This window comes from Plesiocystis pacifica SIR-1, assembly GCF_000170895.1.
Lineage (GTDB): Bacteria > Myxococcota_A > Polyangia > Nannocystales > Nannocystaceae > Plesiocystis > Plesiocystis pacifica.
The window spans coordinates 63,210-77,792 of record NZ_ABCS01000044.1 but is presented as its reverse complement, the minus strand read 5'-3'; the positions used below and the strand labels follow the sequence as shown (position 1 = coordinate 77,792).

General features: G+C 72.9%; 9 protein-coding genes and 1 pseudogene. 4 read left to right on the top strand and 6 right to left on the bottom strand.

Annotated elements, in window-relative coordinates; translation table 11 throughout:
* From PPSIR1_RS21875 to PPSIR1_RS21860, 4 genes and pseudogenes are all read right to left on the bottom strand, one after another.
* Window positions 1-1,075 (bottom strand): annotated as a pseudogene (locus PPSIR1_RS21875) (hypothetical protein); the annotation flags it as partial.
* Window positions 1,076-1,101: 26 nt separating this feature from the next.
* Window positions 1,102-2,346: an AAA family ATPase gene (locus tag PPSIR1_RS21870; protein ID WP_006973336.1), complete on the bottom strand. Its 1,245-nt coding sequence runs from the start codon at window positions 2,344-2,346 to the stop codon at window positions 1,102-1,104.
* Complete coding sequence (locus PPSIR1_RS21865) at window positions 2,343-3,734, bottom strand: hypothetical protein (RefSeq protein WP_157595818.1); 1,392 nt, start codon at window positions 3,732-3,734, stop codon at window positions 2,343-2,345. The genes PPSIR1_RS21870 and PPSIR1_RS21865 overlap by 4 nt, the downstream gene beginning before the upstream one ends.
* The gene (locus PPSIR1_RS21860) at window positions 3,735-5,336 is read right to left on the bottom strand and encodes a hypothetical protein (RefSeq protein WP_157595817.1); all 1,602 of its coding nucleotides are present in this window, start codon (window positions 5,334-5,336) and stop codon (window positions 3,735-3,737) included.
* 235 nt (window positions 5,337-5,571) lie between these two features.
* On the opposite strand from PPSIR1_RS21860, the gene PPSIR1_RS21855 reads away from it, so the two are divergent.
* From PPSIR1_RS21855 to PPSIR1_RS21845, 3 genes are all read left to right on the top strand, one after another.
* A complete protein-coding gene (locus tag PPSIR1_RS21855) occupies window positions 5,572-6,948 on the top strand; it encodes an FHA domain-containing protein (protein ID WP_006973333.1) in 1,377 nt (458 codons plus the stop codon).
* 64 nt (window positions 6,949-7,012) lie between these two features.
* Window positions 7,013-8,629, top strand: a complete 1,617-nt coding sequence (locus tag PPSIR1_RS43460; RefSeq protein WP_006973332.1) for a protein kinase domain-containing protein — start codon at window positions 7,013-7,015, stop codon at window positions 8,627-8,629.
* Window positions 8,623-9,282 carry a hypothetical protein gene (locus PPSIR1_RS21845; RefSeq protein WP_006973331.1) on the top strand — a complete coding sequence of 220 codons (660 nt, stop codon included), beginning with the start codon at window positions 8,623-8,625 and terminating at the stop codon, window positions 9,280-9,282. Before PPSIR1_RS43460 ends, PPSIR1_RS21845 begins: the two co-directional genes overlap by 7 nt.
* Before the next feature lie 28 nt (window positions 9,283-9,310).
* On the opposite strand, the gene PPSIR1_RS48130 is transcribed toward PPSIR1_RS21845, so the two are convergent.
* Window positions 9,311-10,051, bottom strand: coding sequence for a glutathione S-transferase family protein (locus PPSIR1_RS48130; protein WP_198154582.1), 741 nt, complete (start codon window positions 10,049-10,051; stop codon window positions 9,311-9,313).
* Between the two features lie 97 nt (window positions 10,052-10,148).
* Between PPSIR1_RS48130 and PPSIR1_RS43455 the strand changes: the two genes are divergently transcribed.
* Window positions 10,149-12,479: an ATP-binding protein gene (locus PPSIR1_RS43455; protein WP_006973329.1), complete on the top strand. Its 2,331-nt coding sequence runs from the start codon at window positions 10,149-10,151 to the stop codon at window positions 12,477-12,479.
* Window positions 12,480-12,483: 4 nt separating this feature from the next.
* On the opposite strand, the gene PPSIR1_RS21830 is transcribed toward PPSIR1_RS43455, so the two are convergent.
* Window positions 12,484-14,490, bottom strand: coding sequence for an ABC-F family ATP-binding cassette domain-containing protein (locus PPSIR1_RS21830; protein ID WP_006973328.1), 2,007 nt, complete (start codon window positions 14,488-14,490; stop codon window positions 12,484-12,486).
* Window positions 14,491-14,583: the final 93 nt, after the last annotated feature.

The following is a 14,583-nucleotide window of genomic DNA, read 5'->3' as shown; positions in this document are numbered from 1 at the left end:
CGAGCAGGGCCAGGCGCTTGCACAGCGCCAGGGCCAGGCCGCGGGCGAACACCTCCCGGACGCCGCGCATCGACGCGCTGCCGTCGACGAGCACGTAGTGGACCCGGCGCTCGTTCTCGTACTGCTTTTCGTGGGTGTAGTAGAACAGCTCGCGGTCGACGAACTTTTGCTCGAAGACCTCGTCGTCGTAGGCCAGCTGGGTCAGGACCAGGTTGTCGATGTGGCCCACGCGCTCGATCGACGCGATGCCGTCGATGCCGAAGGTCTGCTGGCCCATCTCGCGCCGGACCTCGAGCAGCGAGGGCAGCAGCTCGAGGCTAAAGTCGATCACGTCGGCGAGCTGCGGCGACAAGATGACGTTGTACAGATCGGCCAGGTCGACCCCGCCGACCCCCGAGGCCCCGGCGCGGAACAGGCCGAGCAGGCGCAGGGCGTCGACGTCGATCTGCTCGGTCTCGAGGATCGGCAGCAGCCGATGGGTGCACATCGTGCGGATCCAGGCGACGGCCTGGTCCTGCTCGTAGCGGGTGAAGGCCGAGCGCGGATCGATGCGCGCGTACTGGACCACGTCGACGGGCAGCTCCTGGGGCCGGACGACCCGGGCCTCCTCGGGCAGCTGCGGGTTGACGCTGGCGAGGATGCGCGCGAGCACGACCCCGACCATGGGGTCGCGGTGCTTCCACGCCGCGGCCATGCGCATCAGCTCGGTCTCCGACAGCTCGACCAGCAGCTGGCGCCAGGCCTCGCCCAGGCGCGGGTCCCCTGCCCCCTGGCTGACCTGCGCCGGCCGGCCCAGGCCGCACATCAAGCAGCCGATGTCGTGGACGACGACCAGCGGCACGGACAGGCCCAGGCGCGCGAGCACGTTGTGCCAGGCCACCGCCCGCATCAGCGCCATGGGGCCCACGCCCTCGAGCTCGCTCAGGGCCAGGCCGGCGACCTGACGCTCGAGGATGGGCAGCAGCTCCCGCGGGGTGCGGGACTCGCCTTCGCCCTCGTTTGCCCGATCGGGGCCGTCCGCGGCCGCTTTGCTGGCCCCGGCCTCTTCGCCCTCGCGCTGATCGTCGTCGGCCAAGCTCTCGGTGCTCCCCTACACCGACCTCAGACGAAGCGGCTGCTCGAGAACAGGGTCTCGAGCAGCTTGTCGACCTCGCCGACCATGCGCGCGGCCGCCGGGTTGTCGGACATGCGCTGGAGGGCGGCCTTGATGTCGCCGAGGTTGCGCAGCTGGCTGAACAGCTGCATGTCCGAGAGCACCTCGACGCTGGCCAGGGTCTCGCGGATGATGCGGAGCTCCTCGAGCAGGTCCTGGAGGTTGGTCGGGGTCGCGCCGATGCGCTGCTGCTCCGGGTGCTGCTCGTACCAGCGATCGAGGATGGGGCCGACGATCTCCTGGAGGATGTCCTGCTGCTCCGGGGTGTTCCACACGTGGCGGAGCACGAAGAAGTCGGCGTCGTTGACCTGCTCGCGGCCGTCGAACACCGCCGAGGCCGCGAACAGCTTGAGCATCTTGACCACGCGGCGGTCCGAGAGGTTGATGCCCTCGGAGCGGATCTGGAACACCAGGCCCTTGTAGGTGGCCAGGAACTCCTCGTCCATGGTCTCGAGCAGCCGGCCGAACTGGCGCTGGACGGCGACCAGGTCGCTCGCCGACACGCTCGCCTTGGGCAGCTCCGCGCCTGCGCTGTCGCGCTGCTCGAGGGCCGCGGCTTCGAGGGCCGCGCCCTTTTGCAGCAGCCCGCGGAACTGGTAGCTGTCGAGGTAGTCCACGCGCACGCGCAGCAAGAAGCGGTCGAACAGCGCCGACAGGGCGTCGTCGTTGGGGACCTCGTTGCTGGCCGCGAACATCGAGATCAGCGGGACGTCCACGGTGGTGTTGCCGTGGGAGAAGCGGCGCGAGTTGAGCACGCCCAGCAAGCTGTTGAGGATGGCGCTGTTGGCCTTGAAGATCTCGTCGAGGAAGGCGATCTCGGCCTCGGGCAGCATGCCCTCGATGCGCCGGCGGTAGCTGCCCTGGCGGAAGGCCTGGATGTCCACGGGGCCGAACAGCTCGTTGGGCTCGGTGAAGCGCGTGAGCAGGTAGTCGTAGTAGGTCGCCTCGATGGTGTCGGCGAAGGCCCGGACCAGGGCGCTCTTGGCCGTGCCCGGGGGGCCGACCATGACCATGTGCTCGCCGGCCACGGCCGAGACGAACAGCAGCCGGATCATCTCTTCCTTGCCGAGGAACTGAGCCTCGAGTCGACGCGCGCCGTCCTGCAGGCGCCGGGCGAGCTCGGGGATGGCGAGCTGCTTCGCTGGCGGCTTCGCGCCGGGCTTCTTGGCAAAGGGGTTCGGGGGCTGGGTCATTGGGGATGCCTTTGTACTACTCGCTGGACGAGGGTGGCCACCAGGTTCTCGACGACGGTGCGCGGGACCAGGCCCGCGAGGTGCTCGCGGTACTCCTCCCAGCGCCGGGCGAAGCTCTCGTCGGCGAGGGCGAGCTCGTCGAGGGGGCTGCCGAGCACGGGCTCGAGTCGGGACAGCAACAGGGGCAGGGCGAGGAAGGTCTGGACGGCCCAGTCGCGGGCGCTCAGGCCGATGCTGATGCGCGCGTCGAACTCGAGGACCTTGATGAGGTGGAGGTGGATGAGGGCCCCGAGCACCGCGCCGACGTCGTGGCGGTCGAACTCGACCTTGGGCGCCGGGAGGGCCAGGCGGGCGCCCTCCTCGGGCTCTCCCGCCTCCCCTGCCTCTCCTGTCTCGGGAGCGCCCTCGTCGGAGCTGCCCTCGCCAGCGTCGCGGCGCATGGCCGCGACCACCCCGGGCACGCCAGGGCCGGGCTTGTCGGCGAACACCTCCGCGACGAGCTCGAGGGTCCGCAGCAAGCTCCCGGCCACGATGCCGCCCAGGCGCACCCACTCGCGCTCCCGGGCCCAGGTGTGGCACACGGCCCGGGCGTAGGGGCGGCTGCGCAGGAAGGTGGCGGCCATCAGCGGCGACCAGCCCGGCGGCGCCCAGCCCGGGGCGAGCAGCGCCGTCAACGGGCTGACCCACATCACGTCGGGCAGCAGGCGCTGGACCGCCGCCCGGTGCGGACGCTCGATCCACCGCACGGACTCGCTGCGCACGTCGACGGGATCGGCACCGAACAGGCTAAAGCGCCGACGCGGCGGCGCCTGGCCGCGGTAGCGCAGCTCGCCGTCGGGCGTGGCGACGATGTGATCGACGCGGCGCAGCTCGAGGAAGGCGCCGACGGCCAGGTGTCGCGCGAGGGCCTCGTCCATGGCCCGGGGGCGGGCGAAGGCCAGCAGCGCGCGGGTCTCGGTCTCGACCCGCTGCCAGGTCTTGGACCGCGTCCACACCCGGCTGATGTCGGGGTGGTCGAGGGCCAGGACGCCGTGCAGGCCCAGCCACAGCGAGAGCTCGTCGACGTTGGGGTCGGGCAGGTGCGGCTCGGCGACCAGGCGCTGGGCCGCGCGCGTGCGCAGGGTCGAGAACTCGCTACTCAGCAGCGCCCCGGAGCCCTTGGACGCGAGCATGGCCTCGCGATCGGTCGCGGACATGGGCGCGTGGACCTCGACCCAGTGGCCGTCCCCGCCCACGCCGGGGCCGCCCAGCAAGGGCACGACGAAGCGGGCCAGGAAGCCGGGCAGGGTCGCCATCGGCGGGGCCGAGACCGGGCCCAGGCGCCGCTGTCCCGCGTCCGAAGAGTCACCCGAAGACGCGTCGGGTTCGTGGGCCGGCAGGTTCGACACTCAGGAGTCCTGTTGGCTGCGAAAGCCCCACAGCGCGAAGCGACCGAGGCGCTCGTTGCTGACCGAGCCGGGCTCGAGGGCGGGCAAGCTGGGCTCGACGAGGGCGGCCTCTTGGGTCTCGAGGGTGCCGACCACGGCGGCGTCGAGGGCCAGGAGTTGCTCGTCGGCGATGTGGATGGGGTCGCTGCCCGGGGCCAGGAACACCGCGTAGTCGTCGCCCTCGAGGTTCAAGAGCTCGCGGACCAGCTGCGGGCGCAGGCGCGGCCACAGCTCCTGGCCGTCGGGGATCAGCACGCCCGGGGCGACCTCGGCGAAGCGCTGCCCCAGGGGCAGGACGGTCCCGGCCGAGAGCGTGCGCCCGTCACCCCGGCGACCGCCGCCGGACAGCACCATCAGGCCGTCGCGCAGCGGCACCATGCGCGCGGCCGCCAGGGCGCTCGGGGGGATCAGGTAGATGAGCCGGCGCAGGTACTCGATCTGCGCCCAGGGCACGAGGGTCGCCCGGGGCTCGCGGACCCGCGACGAGGGCTGCAGGCGCAGGTCGATGCGCAGCTGACCGGCGTCGCGCATCTCCACGGGATCGACCTCGAACTCGGCCTCGCGCAGGTGCACCTCGGTCTGCACGAGGTAGCGGCCGTCGACGAAGCGCGGCGCGCCGTCGATGCGCTCGACCCGGCCGGCGCGGCCGCGGAACAGGTACATCTCGTCGCCGGGCAGGCACGAGCTCGCCGAGGCCAGGTGGATGGGGTGGACGTAGCCGACCTCGACGGCGGCCCGGGGCGAGACCGGGACCAGCAGCTCGACGCCGGGGATGGGGCGGAGCACGTCGAGGAGCCGACCCCGGGGCTGACGCAGGCGCAGCAGCAGGCTCGGACGGCGATCCTCGGACAGGGTCACGCGCACGCCGGCCATGGGGACCTCCTTGCGCCACAGGTAGGCCAGCACGCGCTCGGCGATGCCCGGGGCGACGAGCACCAGGGCCATGTCGCGGAGCCCGGCGAGCTCGGGGTCGCTGGCCAGGCCGGTCAGCGGCAGGGGGCGCTGGCGCAGCTCGAGGCGCTGGATGAGGCTGATGGGGTCGATGCGCTCGGCGCTGCGGTAGATCGACGCGAAGTCGTGGTCGACCACGGCGACCTCGTCGACGGTCAGCCCGGTGCCGCGGCTCGGGTCGGGCCCGGCCCCGCCGCGCACCTCCGCGAGCAGCTCGGCCAGGGACGCCGCGAGGTCGTAGCCAAAGGGCGCCGCGGACTCCCGGTAGCGCACGAACACCGAGCCCGCGCCGGCGTAGAGCTGGCTGCGCGCGGCCCCGGCCAGGCGGCTCAGGCGATCGAGGGCGTAGCCGTCGGCCGCCTCGCAGCGCAGCAGCAGCACGACCCCGCCGCCGACGGTCGCGCGCCCGCGCTCGAGGGTCATGCTGGGCAACAACACGTCGAGGCTCGCCTCGACGCTGTAGGCACCGAGGAAGGAGACCAGACGGTCGAGGGACTGGAACACCACCAGCGCCTCCCGGCCCACGGCGATGCCGCGCGCGTCGGGCGTGAGCCCCTGCATGCGGAATCGCGTTTGACCGGCGGCGACCGGCTCGAGCAGGGCTCTCGCCATCGCGCGGAGCATAGCAGGCCGAGGGGGTCCGCCCGGCCCGCGGGCGCACTGCCGAGCCTGGGGGGATGGTGATCCCGCCCAAGCAAGCTCACATCCCGAGCCCGAACTCCGCACCCGCTCGCCCCCGCCAGGCCCCCTGCCCCGCCTCGCCCTGGCGCCCCCGAGACCGTCGACTCTGCGGCGCTGCGACCCTGGCCACGGTCTGCCTGTCCAAACGAGCTACCATGCGCCCTCGGTGTCCGGCCCCAGCAACGAGCTCGATCCCGAGGCGCCCGAGCGCGGCGAACTCGTCGTCCGGCGCGAGCGACCGCGCGAGCGCGCCCAGCTCCGAGCCGCCCTCGCCCTCGAGGAGGCCGGCGAGCTCCAGGAGGCCGCCCGCATGTTCGAGTACGTCGGCGAGCACGCCCAGGCCGCGAGCTTGCGCCTCGAGCACGCCGACACCCTCCGCGACGAGAGCCAGCGCCTGGCCGTGCTGCGCGAGGGCTGTGCCCGGAACCCTTCGGACAGCGAGCAGGGCAAGGCGCTGCACCGGGCCCTCGGCGAGACCCTGGTGACCATCGCCAGCGCCCTGCCCCCCGGCACCCGACGCCGCGCCCTCTTGCTCGAGGCCGCCGGGGCCCTCGTCGAGGGCGAGCGACCGGCCCAGGCCGGCCGGATCTACGAGCACCTCGGCCTGCTCCGCCAGGCCGCCGAGGCCTACACCGCCGGCGGCGAGATCGAGCGCCTCGAGGCCATCCACGAGCGCCTCGAGGCCCGGGACGACGCCCAGCGGGCCCAGCGAGCCCTCGAAGACGAGATCGCCGCCGTCCTCGAGGCCGGGCGTCGACGCCTCGCCCACTCCATGCTGCTCGAGCAGCGCGCCCTCGCCGAGCGCGAGGGCGAGGTCCTGCCCGGCGGCCTCGCCCAGACCCTCGCCGAGCTCGAGCGCCGGATGATCCGCGGCCGGGCCCTGAGCCTGCGCGTGCGCTCGAGCGAGGACGAGACCGTGGTCCGCGTCGTCGGGCGGCCCGCGCTGCGCTTTGGCCGGGGCCCCCAGTGCGAGCTGTCCGTGAGCGGGCCCGCCCTGTCCCGGGAGCACGCCGAGCTCGCCCAGGCCACCGCCCCCGAGGGCGAGCCGACCCTGGTCGCCCGCGACCTCGGCTCGCGCGCGGGCACCTTCGTCGACGGCCTGCCCCTCGCGCCCGGCGAAGACTGGCCCCTGCTCGACGAGGCCGCGCTCACCGGCGCCGACGATCCGCCCGTCGAGCTCGCCCTGGGCATCGCCGCGAGCTTCGACCTGGCCGTGCGCGTGCTCGAGGCCGACCCGCGCCCGGTCGCGCTCGTGCGCGAGGCCTCCGTGGACGCCCCGCCGACCACCCTGAACACGGCCTGGACCCTCTTCCTGCCCGTCGGCGGCCCGCTGTGGCCGAGCCCCGAGGCGCCCCTCCCCCTGCGCCTGCGCTTCGACGGCGATCACCTCGAGCTGCTCCCCGATCCCCAGGTCCGGCTGAGCCTCGACGGCGTGCCCGCGGGGGTCGGCACGGCCATCGAGGTGCTCGTGCGCGACCGCGTCGAGCTGACCACGCCGGGCGGCGAGCGCCTCGAGCTCGAGATCGAGGAGCTGCGGCTCTGAGGGCGTCGTCCTCGGCGGTCGAAATAGACAGGAACTGCGAATTCATTCACAGTCTCTGAGCGCCATGACTGGACTCGGCGATCTCGACGACGACGAAGTGCTCGACCCGGCCGACGAAGCCGCGGCGCGGGCGTGGCTCGACGAGCTCGAGGCCGCCCCGGAGCGCCCCCACGCCCGGATCGACTCGGGAGGGCTCAACGCGTCGCGCTCGGGCAGCTGGCACCGCTCGCGCCTCGCCCGGGCCGAGGCCGACGCCGCCTCCCCGTGGGCCTCACCCTGGGAGCGCGGGCCTCGTGCCAGCCCGCTGGTCGAGGCCACCGGCGCGATCGTGGCCGAGTTCAGCGAGGGCGCGACGACCATCGACGAGTACGAGGGCCTGGCCCGCTTCGCCGAGGCCCTCGACGAGCAGCGCCCCCTGCCCCAGATCGACACCCAGCTGCGCGCCCTGAGCCACGAGGGCTACCTGCGCGGCGCCATCGTGCTCGTCGCCGACGCCCTCGGCCAGACCCCGCGCCTCGACCTCGCCCTGCGCCTGGCCAGCGAGCTCCTCGACGCCCTCGCCCCGGAGCTCGGCGTCGCCCTGGGCCGGGCCATCCTCGCCGCGGCCGCGTTCGCGGGCGCCCGGGAGCCCGCGACCCGGGCCGGCCGCTTCGAGCTCGAGGTCTCGACCAACTTGATGCTCGCCGAGCACCTGCTCGAGCTCGGCGAGCTCGGCGAGTCCATGCGCCACTTCGAGGCCGTGCTAGCCATCGACGTCGACCACGCCCGGGCCCTGCGCGGGTGGTCGACCTGCGCCAGGGAGCTCGAGCGCCGGGGCCTGTCCACGGAGCACCGCAGCCGCGGCCTGTCCCTGCTCGACGGCCTCGAGGAGCTCGAGCTCGCCGGCGGCGTGGGCCTGGATCGCTACGAGCTCGGCCGCCCCCTCGGGCGGGGGCGCCACGCCGTCGTCTACGAGGCCTACGACCGCCGGGTGGGCCGCAGCGTCGCGCTCAAGCGCCTGCTCGGCGACGAGGCCCGGCGGACCCGCGCCGAGGGCGTGTCCGCCCGGGTCGTCGAGGCCCGCTTCTTCGCCGAGGCCGAGACCCTCGCCCGGGTCCGCAGCCCCCACGTCGTCGCCCTCCTCGACGTCCAGCCCCGCCACCGCTTCGTCGCCCTCGAGCTGTGCCGCGGGGGCAACCTGCGCCTGGCCATGCGCCGCCGCCTGCTGACCCCGCGGCACCTCGACGCCGTCGGCGAGCAGCTGCGCCTGGCGCTCGCGGCCGTGCACGCGGCCGGGGCGGTGCACCGCGACATCAAGCCGGCCAACATCCTCGTGCGCGAGTCCCGGGCCGGCTCGCCCATCGCCCTCGCCGACTTTGGCCTGGCGATCGGCGAGGGCGCCCCGGCCCCCGCCCCCAAGGGCGCCCGGCGCAGCCAGGCCGGCACCCTCCGCTACCTCGCCCCGGAGCTCAAGGCCGGCGGCCGAGCCAGCCCGGCCAGCGACCTGTTCGGCGCCGGCGTGGTCTTGCTCGAGCTGGCCATCGCGCCCGCGCCCCTGCCCCGGGACTTCGACCGCCTCGATCCCAACTTCGATCCGCGCCCCCTCGCCGCCGAGCTCCTGACCAAGGCCGGGACCGACGCGGCCTGGGCCGAGCGCCTCGCCGCGCTCTTGGCCCCCGACCCCGCCGCCCGCACATGGTGACCTCGACCTCGCTCCCCTCGCTGACCCTCGGCGTCCTGCTCGCGGCCGCGTGCTCGAGCTGCGGCGAGGTCCCGCGCACCTACTCGACCAGCACCGACAGCGCCGAGGTCCTGTTCACCGACAATTTCGACCGCGCCGCCCTCGGCAAGGACTGGCAGACCACCGGGCCGGGCGCGACCCTCGAGCGCGGCGCCCTGCGCCTGGCCGATCTCCACAACCACCCCGTGTGGCTGCGCCAGCCCCTGCCCGCGGACGTGCGCGTCGAGTTCGACGCCTGGGCCGAGACCGACGAGGGCGACGTCAAGGTCGAGCTCGCCGGCGACGGGCAGAGCTTCGCCACGACGGCCAGCTACACCGCGACGGGCTACGTGCTGATCTTCGGCGGCTGGAACAACGCCCTCAACGTCATCGCTCGGCGCGACGAACACGGGGACGACCGCGTCGCCGTCAAGCAGCCCAAGGTCGAGCCCGAGCGCCGCTACCACATCGCGATCACCCGCCGCGGCGGCGAGATTCGCTGGGAGATCGACGGCGAGCTCGTCGCTGAGTTCGTCGACGCCGATCCCCTGCTCGGCCCGGGGCAGGAGCACTTCGCGTTCAACAATTGGGAAGCGCCGACGCGCTTCGACAACCTGGTGATCTACGGCCTCTGAGCCTCTGAGCCTCCGGGCGTTCGCGCGGTCAGCTCTCGGCCTCGACCAGCTCCGGGAAGTAGCGCGCGCGCATGCGATCGCAGTGCGCGACGAGGTTGGTCAGGCCCTTGGCGAAGCGGCCCATGTCGTCGTCGAAGGGCGCGCACGCGAAGCTGCCGACGTAGGCGAAGGCGGTCGCGTCGAGGACCGTGGGCGCGTCGTGGCCCATCATCCACTCGTTGTCGCCGAGCAGGTCGGACACGGCCTGCAGGTCGTGGCGGTAGAGCACCTTGGCCTCCTCGAGGGTGTGCCGGCCGTAGCCCTGACCGCGCGCGTCCGAGTCGGCCCCGGCCTTGATGCCCTCGGCGACCTGAGCCTTCACCTCGTCCGGAGCGCCAGGCGCGAGCAGCCCGCCCACGATGCCGCGGTACTGCTCCCAGTTCTCGTCCACGAAGTAGCGGTGGCGAATGATCGCCCAGTAGGTGTTCTCTTTGAGCATGCGCCGGAAGGCCGTGGAGATGGCGCGTTCCCGCGGAGACAATGGGGCGTCGAGATCGATCCCTCGGGTCTCGCGCATGTGCTCGATGATCAAGGTCGAGTCGCCCATGCGCTCGCCGCCGATGACGACGAAGGGAATCTTGCCCTTCGGCGCCTCCTGGAAGGCCAGCGGCGGCTTCTCGTACTCGACGCCGGCCATCCGAAACCAGGTTTCGAGCTTGGAACAGGCGGGGCTGATGGAGGGCATGCCCCAGAGCGGGGGGGTGGTGTGAAGCTGCAGAGGATCGGACATGACGCGCGACATAGGATATAAACTTCGAGCGGATCATGGGTTGACAATCGAGTGTCCCCATACGATTTGCGATCGCGCCCGAGTGAGCGGATCGAGGATGACCAAAGGGACAGGCATCGACGACCTCTCGGCCCTCGAAAACCGGCTGGCTAGCTTCTCGCTGTCCCCCGTCCCCACGTGGATCAGCAACACGCAGCCGCCCTTCAACATCCTGTGGACCAACGAGCCCGGGCTGGAGCTGTGGGACGCGAGCGACGTGCAGGAGCTCCGGGAGCGCGATTTCAACATCACGGAATCGACCGTGGCCCAGCTTCGCGATTGGTGTGAGCAGTTGCAAAGCGGCGCTCGCCCCTACTTCGAGATGGACTGGACCCTCTACCCCAAGGGGGTGCCCAGGAGAGTCCGCATCTTCTTGTCCGGCTTCGACGGGGCGCCGCACGGCCTGGGCTTTTTGTTGTTGCAGCAGGCCTTCCCCCTGCCCGAGCCCGTCGATCCCGCGATCCTGCGCGGAGCCGAGTCTGTCCGCCACATCAACGTCGGGGTCGCGTCCTTGTCGCTGACGGGCGAGGTGTTGAGCCGAAACCGCGCGCTCTTGCAGGCCTTCGGTGAGGCGCCCCTGCGCGAGTGGTTCGAGGAGCCCGGCGCGGTCGAGGCCATCCTCGCCGTCGGCGAGCACCGCCGCACCCACCGCGCGCAGCTGAGCTCACGGCTCTCTCGCCAGCTGCGCACCTACGCCCTCGAGGCGCTGTGGACCATCGATCCGGTCACCGGCAAGCACGCGATCTTGGTCCACCTCCTCGACGAGACCGCGCGCCTCGGCGCCGAACGAGACGCGCGTCAAAAGGGCGAGCTGATCACCGATCTCGAGCGCGCGCTGGAGACCGTCGAAGCGCAAAAGCAGCGCTGGCGGGCGCTCATCGACAGCGCCCCCGACCTGGTCATGATCCTCGATCGCCAGCACCGCGTGCGCGCGTGCAACCGCCCTGCCCTGCTCGAGGCCGCGGCGAAGGCCCTCGGCGTCGACCCCAGCGCGGGTCCCGAGGACGCGCCGCCGCCGATCCCCGTCGAGGAGCTGTTCGCGGTCGAGTCACGCCAGAACCTGGCCATGGCCATCGCGGTCACCCTCGAGACCGGACAGATGAGCGAGTGCGAGGCGATCATGCCTGCCTTCCCCGGCCTCGGCCGCGCGGCCAGGGCCCGCACCCACGTGCTGCGCTTTGGCGCCATCGCCCACGCCAGCGAGGACGCGCGCCCGCCCGCGGCCAGCCACGACCACGTGATCATGATGTCGAGCGACATCACCGAGCGCCGCGACCTCGAGCAGCAGCTGCTCCACTCCCAGAAGATCCAGGCCATCGGCACCCTCGCCGGGGGCGTCGCCCACGACTTCAACAACCTGCTGACGATCATCACCGGCTCCACGGAGCTGGCCCGCCTCGACCTCGAGGACGGCCTCGACGTCGGCCCCTCCCTCGACGAGATCGAGGCCGCGGCCGCCCGCGCCTCCCGGCTCACCCGGCAGCTGCTCGCCTTCGGCCGCAAGCAGGTGCTCCAGCCCGTCGCCGTCGAGCTCAACGCCCTCGTCCGCGAGCTCGCCCAGCTGCTGACCCGCGTGCTCGGCGAGCACATCCACCTGCAGCTGGCCCTGAGCGAGCACCCCTGCTGGCTGCTCGCCGACCCTGGGCAGCTCGAGCAGGTCGTCATGAACCTGGCGATCAACGCCCGCGACGCCATGCCTGGCGGGGGCACGCTGACGCTGACGACCAGCTGGACCGACCCGCCCGAGTTCGAGGTCTTGCTCGAGGTCGCCGACACCGGCACCGGCATGACCCCCGAGGTCGCCGCGCGCATCTTCGACCCCTTCTTCACCACCAAGGCGATGGGCACGGGGCTGGGCCTGGCGACGCTGCACGGCATCGTGACCCAGAGCGGGGGCTCGGTCCAGGTCCAGACCGCGCCGGGCGAGGGCAGCCGCTTCCTCGTCCGCCTGCCCCGCTTGCTCGATCCCGAAGCCGAGGCCCAGGGCCACCTGGCGTCCGCGGGCGAAGCCACGGTCCCCGGCGGAGACGAGCGCGTGCTGCTCGTGGAAGACGAAGACGCCGTGCGCCGGACCCTGACCCGGACCCTCGGCCAGCTCGGCTATCGCGTGGTCGCGGCGGCCGACCCCGAGGAGGCCGCCCAGCGAGCCGCGGCCCTCGAGCGCCTCGATCTGCTCGTGTCCGACGTCGTCCTCGCCCAGGGCACCGGGCCCATGGTCCGCGACGCCGTGCTCGCCATCCACCCCCGCGCCAAGGTCCTGTTCATCACGGGCTACACCGACGACGCGCGGGTCCGCGAGGGGGCCGAGGCGGGCCACGAGCACCTGCTCCAAAAGCCCTTCACCCGCGAGCAGCTGGCCTACAAGCTGCGCGCGGTGCTCGAAGGCTGAGGATTCAATCCGCCAGGGCCTCGAGCTCGACCCAGCGCTCGGCGAGGGCCTCGGCGGCTGCCTTGGCCGCCTGCAGATCGGCGAAGAAGGCCTGCTGATCGCGGACGCTGCGGTCGTAGAAGTCGGCCGCGGCCAGCTCGGCCTCGAGGGCCGCGACCCGCTGCTCGGCCTCGTCGACGCGCTCGAGCAAGCCCTCGAGCTCGATCTGCTCGCCGTAGGTCAGCTTGCGCTTGGGCTCCGCCGCCTTCGAGGGGGCGGCCGAAACGGCCTCGGCCTCGACCTCGGGCTTGGCGCTCGACGCCTTGCTGGCGCTGGCCTTGGCCGGGCCCGCCTCGGCCGCCTTGCGCCGCTCGGCGTAGTCGGCCCAGCCGCCCTCGTGGCGGACCACGGCGCCCTCGCCCTCGAACACCAGCAAGCCCGTGGCCACGCGATCGAGGAACCAGCGATCGTGGGTGACCACCAGCACGGCCCCGGGGTACTCGAGCAAGGCCCCCTCGAGGGCGGTCAGCGTGGTCACGTCGAGGTCGTTGGTCGGCTCGTCGAGGATGACCAGGTTGGCGTCCTCGCGCAGGATCTTGGCCAGGGCCACCCGCGCCCGCTCGCCCCCGGACAGGGTCCCGACGATGCGGCGCTGCTCGTGGCTGGCGAACAAAAAGCGCTCGAGGTAGGAGCGCAGGTCGAGCTCCTGGTTGCCCAGGCGGACGACGGTGCTGCCCTGGCCGACGTTCTCGAAGATGGTCTCGCCGTCGTCGAGGCCGCTGCGGGCCTGGTCCAGGAAGGCCACGCGGGTGCGCTTGCCCTGGCGCAGCTCGCCCTCGACGATCCGCGGCCCGTCCTCGGGCTTGGGCTCGGCCGGCTCGTCCGCGCTCGCGCCCGCCCCCGCGGGTATCAGGTCGCCGGTCATCGCCCGCAGCAGGCTGGTCTTGCCGCAGCCGTTGGGCCCGACGACGCCCAGGCGCTCGCCCTTGCGCAGGCGCAGGGTCAGGCCCGAGACCAGGCGGCGATCGCCGACGTCCACGGCCAGATCGTCGGTCTCGAGGATGATCCGCCCCTCCCGGGTGTGGCCGAGCTCGATGGTCGCTTCCCGATCGCGCCGGGCCGCGCGGGCCTGATCGGCCTCGTCGCGCACGGACTCGGCCCGATCGACCCGGGCCCGCTGCTTGGTGGTCCTCGCCTTGGGCCTGCGCCGCAGCCACTCGAGCTCGCGGCGCAGGAAGTTGCGGCGGTTGGCGTCGACGCGGTCGGCGTGGGCCTCGCGCTCGGCCTTGGCCGCCAGGTAGCGCCCCCACCCGCCCTCGTAGCTGTAGACCTCCCCGCCCTCGACCTCGAGGGTGCGCGTGGCCACGCGGTCGAGGAGGTAGCGATCGTGGGTCACGAGCACCAGCGCCCCGGGGTAGCGCTCCCGCAGCCAGCGCTCGAGCCACTCGACGGTGTCCAGGTCGAGGTGGTTGGTGGGCTCGTCGAGGATCGCCAGGTCCGGGGCGGCCACGAGCAGCCGGGCCAGGGCCACGCGCCGGCGCTCGCCCCCGCTCATGGAGTCGACCTTCGCCTCGACGTCGTGCACGCCCACGTGGCCGAGGAGGGCCAGGGCCTCGTGGCGCTTCTCCCAGCCGCCCAGGGTCTCGATGCGCGCGATCAGCCGGGTCTGCTCGTCGAGCAGGGCCGCCTCCTCGCCCCGACCTTCGGCCAGCTCGCTGGTGACCGCCTCGTAGCGATCCATCGCCGCCGTCCAATCGGACAATCCAGCGAGCACCGCGTCCACGGCCCGCAGCCCCGGGGAGAACTCCGGCTCCTGCGCGAGGTAGCCCACGCGCAAGCCGGTGCGCCGGACGACCTCGCCCGCGTCGGGGTCCTCCGCGCCCGCGAGGATCCGCGCGAGGGTCGACTTGCCGCTGCCGTTGCGGCCGACCAGGCCCACGCGCTCCCCGGCCTCCAGCGACAGGTTCGCCCCGCGCAGCACCTCGTGGATGCCGTAGGTCCGTCGGATCCCCTGAGCGCTGACGATGGTCACCCCGTCACGCTACAGCGCTGGCGAGTTCCGGGCCAGACCAGCGTTCTTTCGGCTTTCTGGCCCCTTCTCGGCGCATGTGTTCGATCACGAAAG

What these genes read in the sequence shown, in the direction of transcription:
- PPSIR1_RS21870 (WP_006973336.1), bottom strand. Translation starts at nt 2,346, where the DNA reads ATGACCCAGCCCCCGAACCCCTTTGCCAAGAAGCCCGGCGCGAAGCCG.
- PPSIR1_RS21860 (WP_157595817.1), bottom strand. Translation starts at nt 5,336, where the DNA reads ATGGCGAGAGCCCTGCTCGAGCCGGTCGCCGCCGGTCAAACGCGATTC.
- PPSIR1_RS43460 (WP_006973332.1), top strand. Translation starts at nt 7,013, where the DNA reads ATGACTGGACTCGGCGATCTCGACGACGACGAAGTGCTCGACCCGGCC.
- PPSIR1_RS21845 (WP_006973331.1), top strand. Translation starts at nt 8,623, where the DNA reads ATGGTGACCTCGACCTCGCTCCCCTCGCTGACCCTCGGCGTCCTGCTC.
- PPSIR1_RS48130 (WP_198154582.1), bottom strand. Translation starts at nt 10,051, where the DNA reads ATGTCCGATCCTCTGCAGCTTCACACCACCCCCCCGCTCTGGGGCATG.
- PPSIR1_RS43455 (WP_006973329.1), top strand. Translation starts at nt 10,149, where the DNA reads ATGACCAAAGGGACAGGCATCGACGACCTCTCGGCCCTCGAAAACCGG.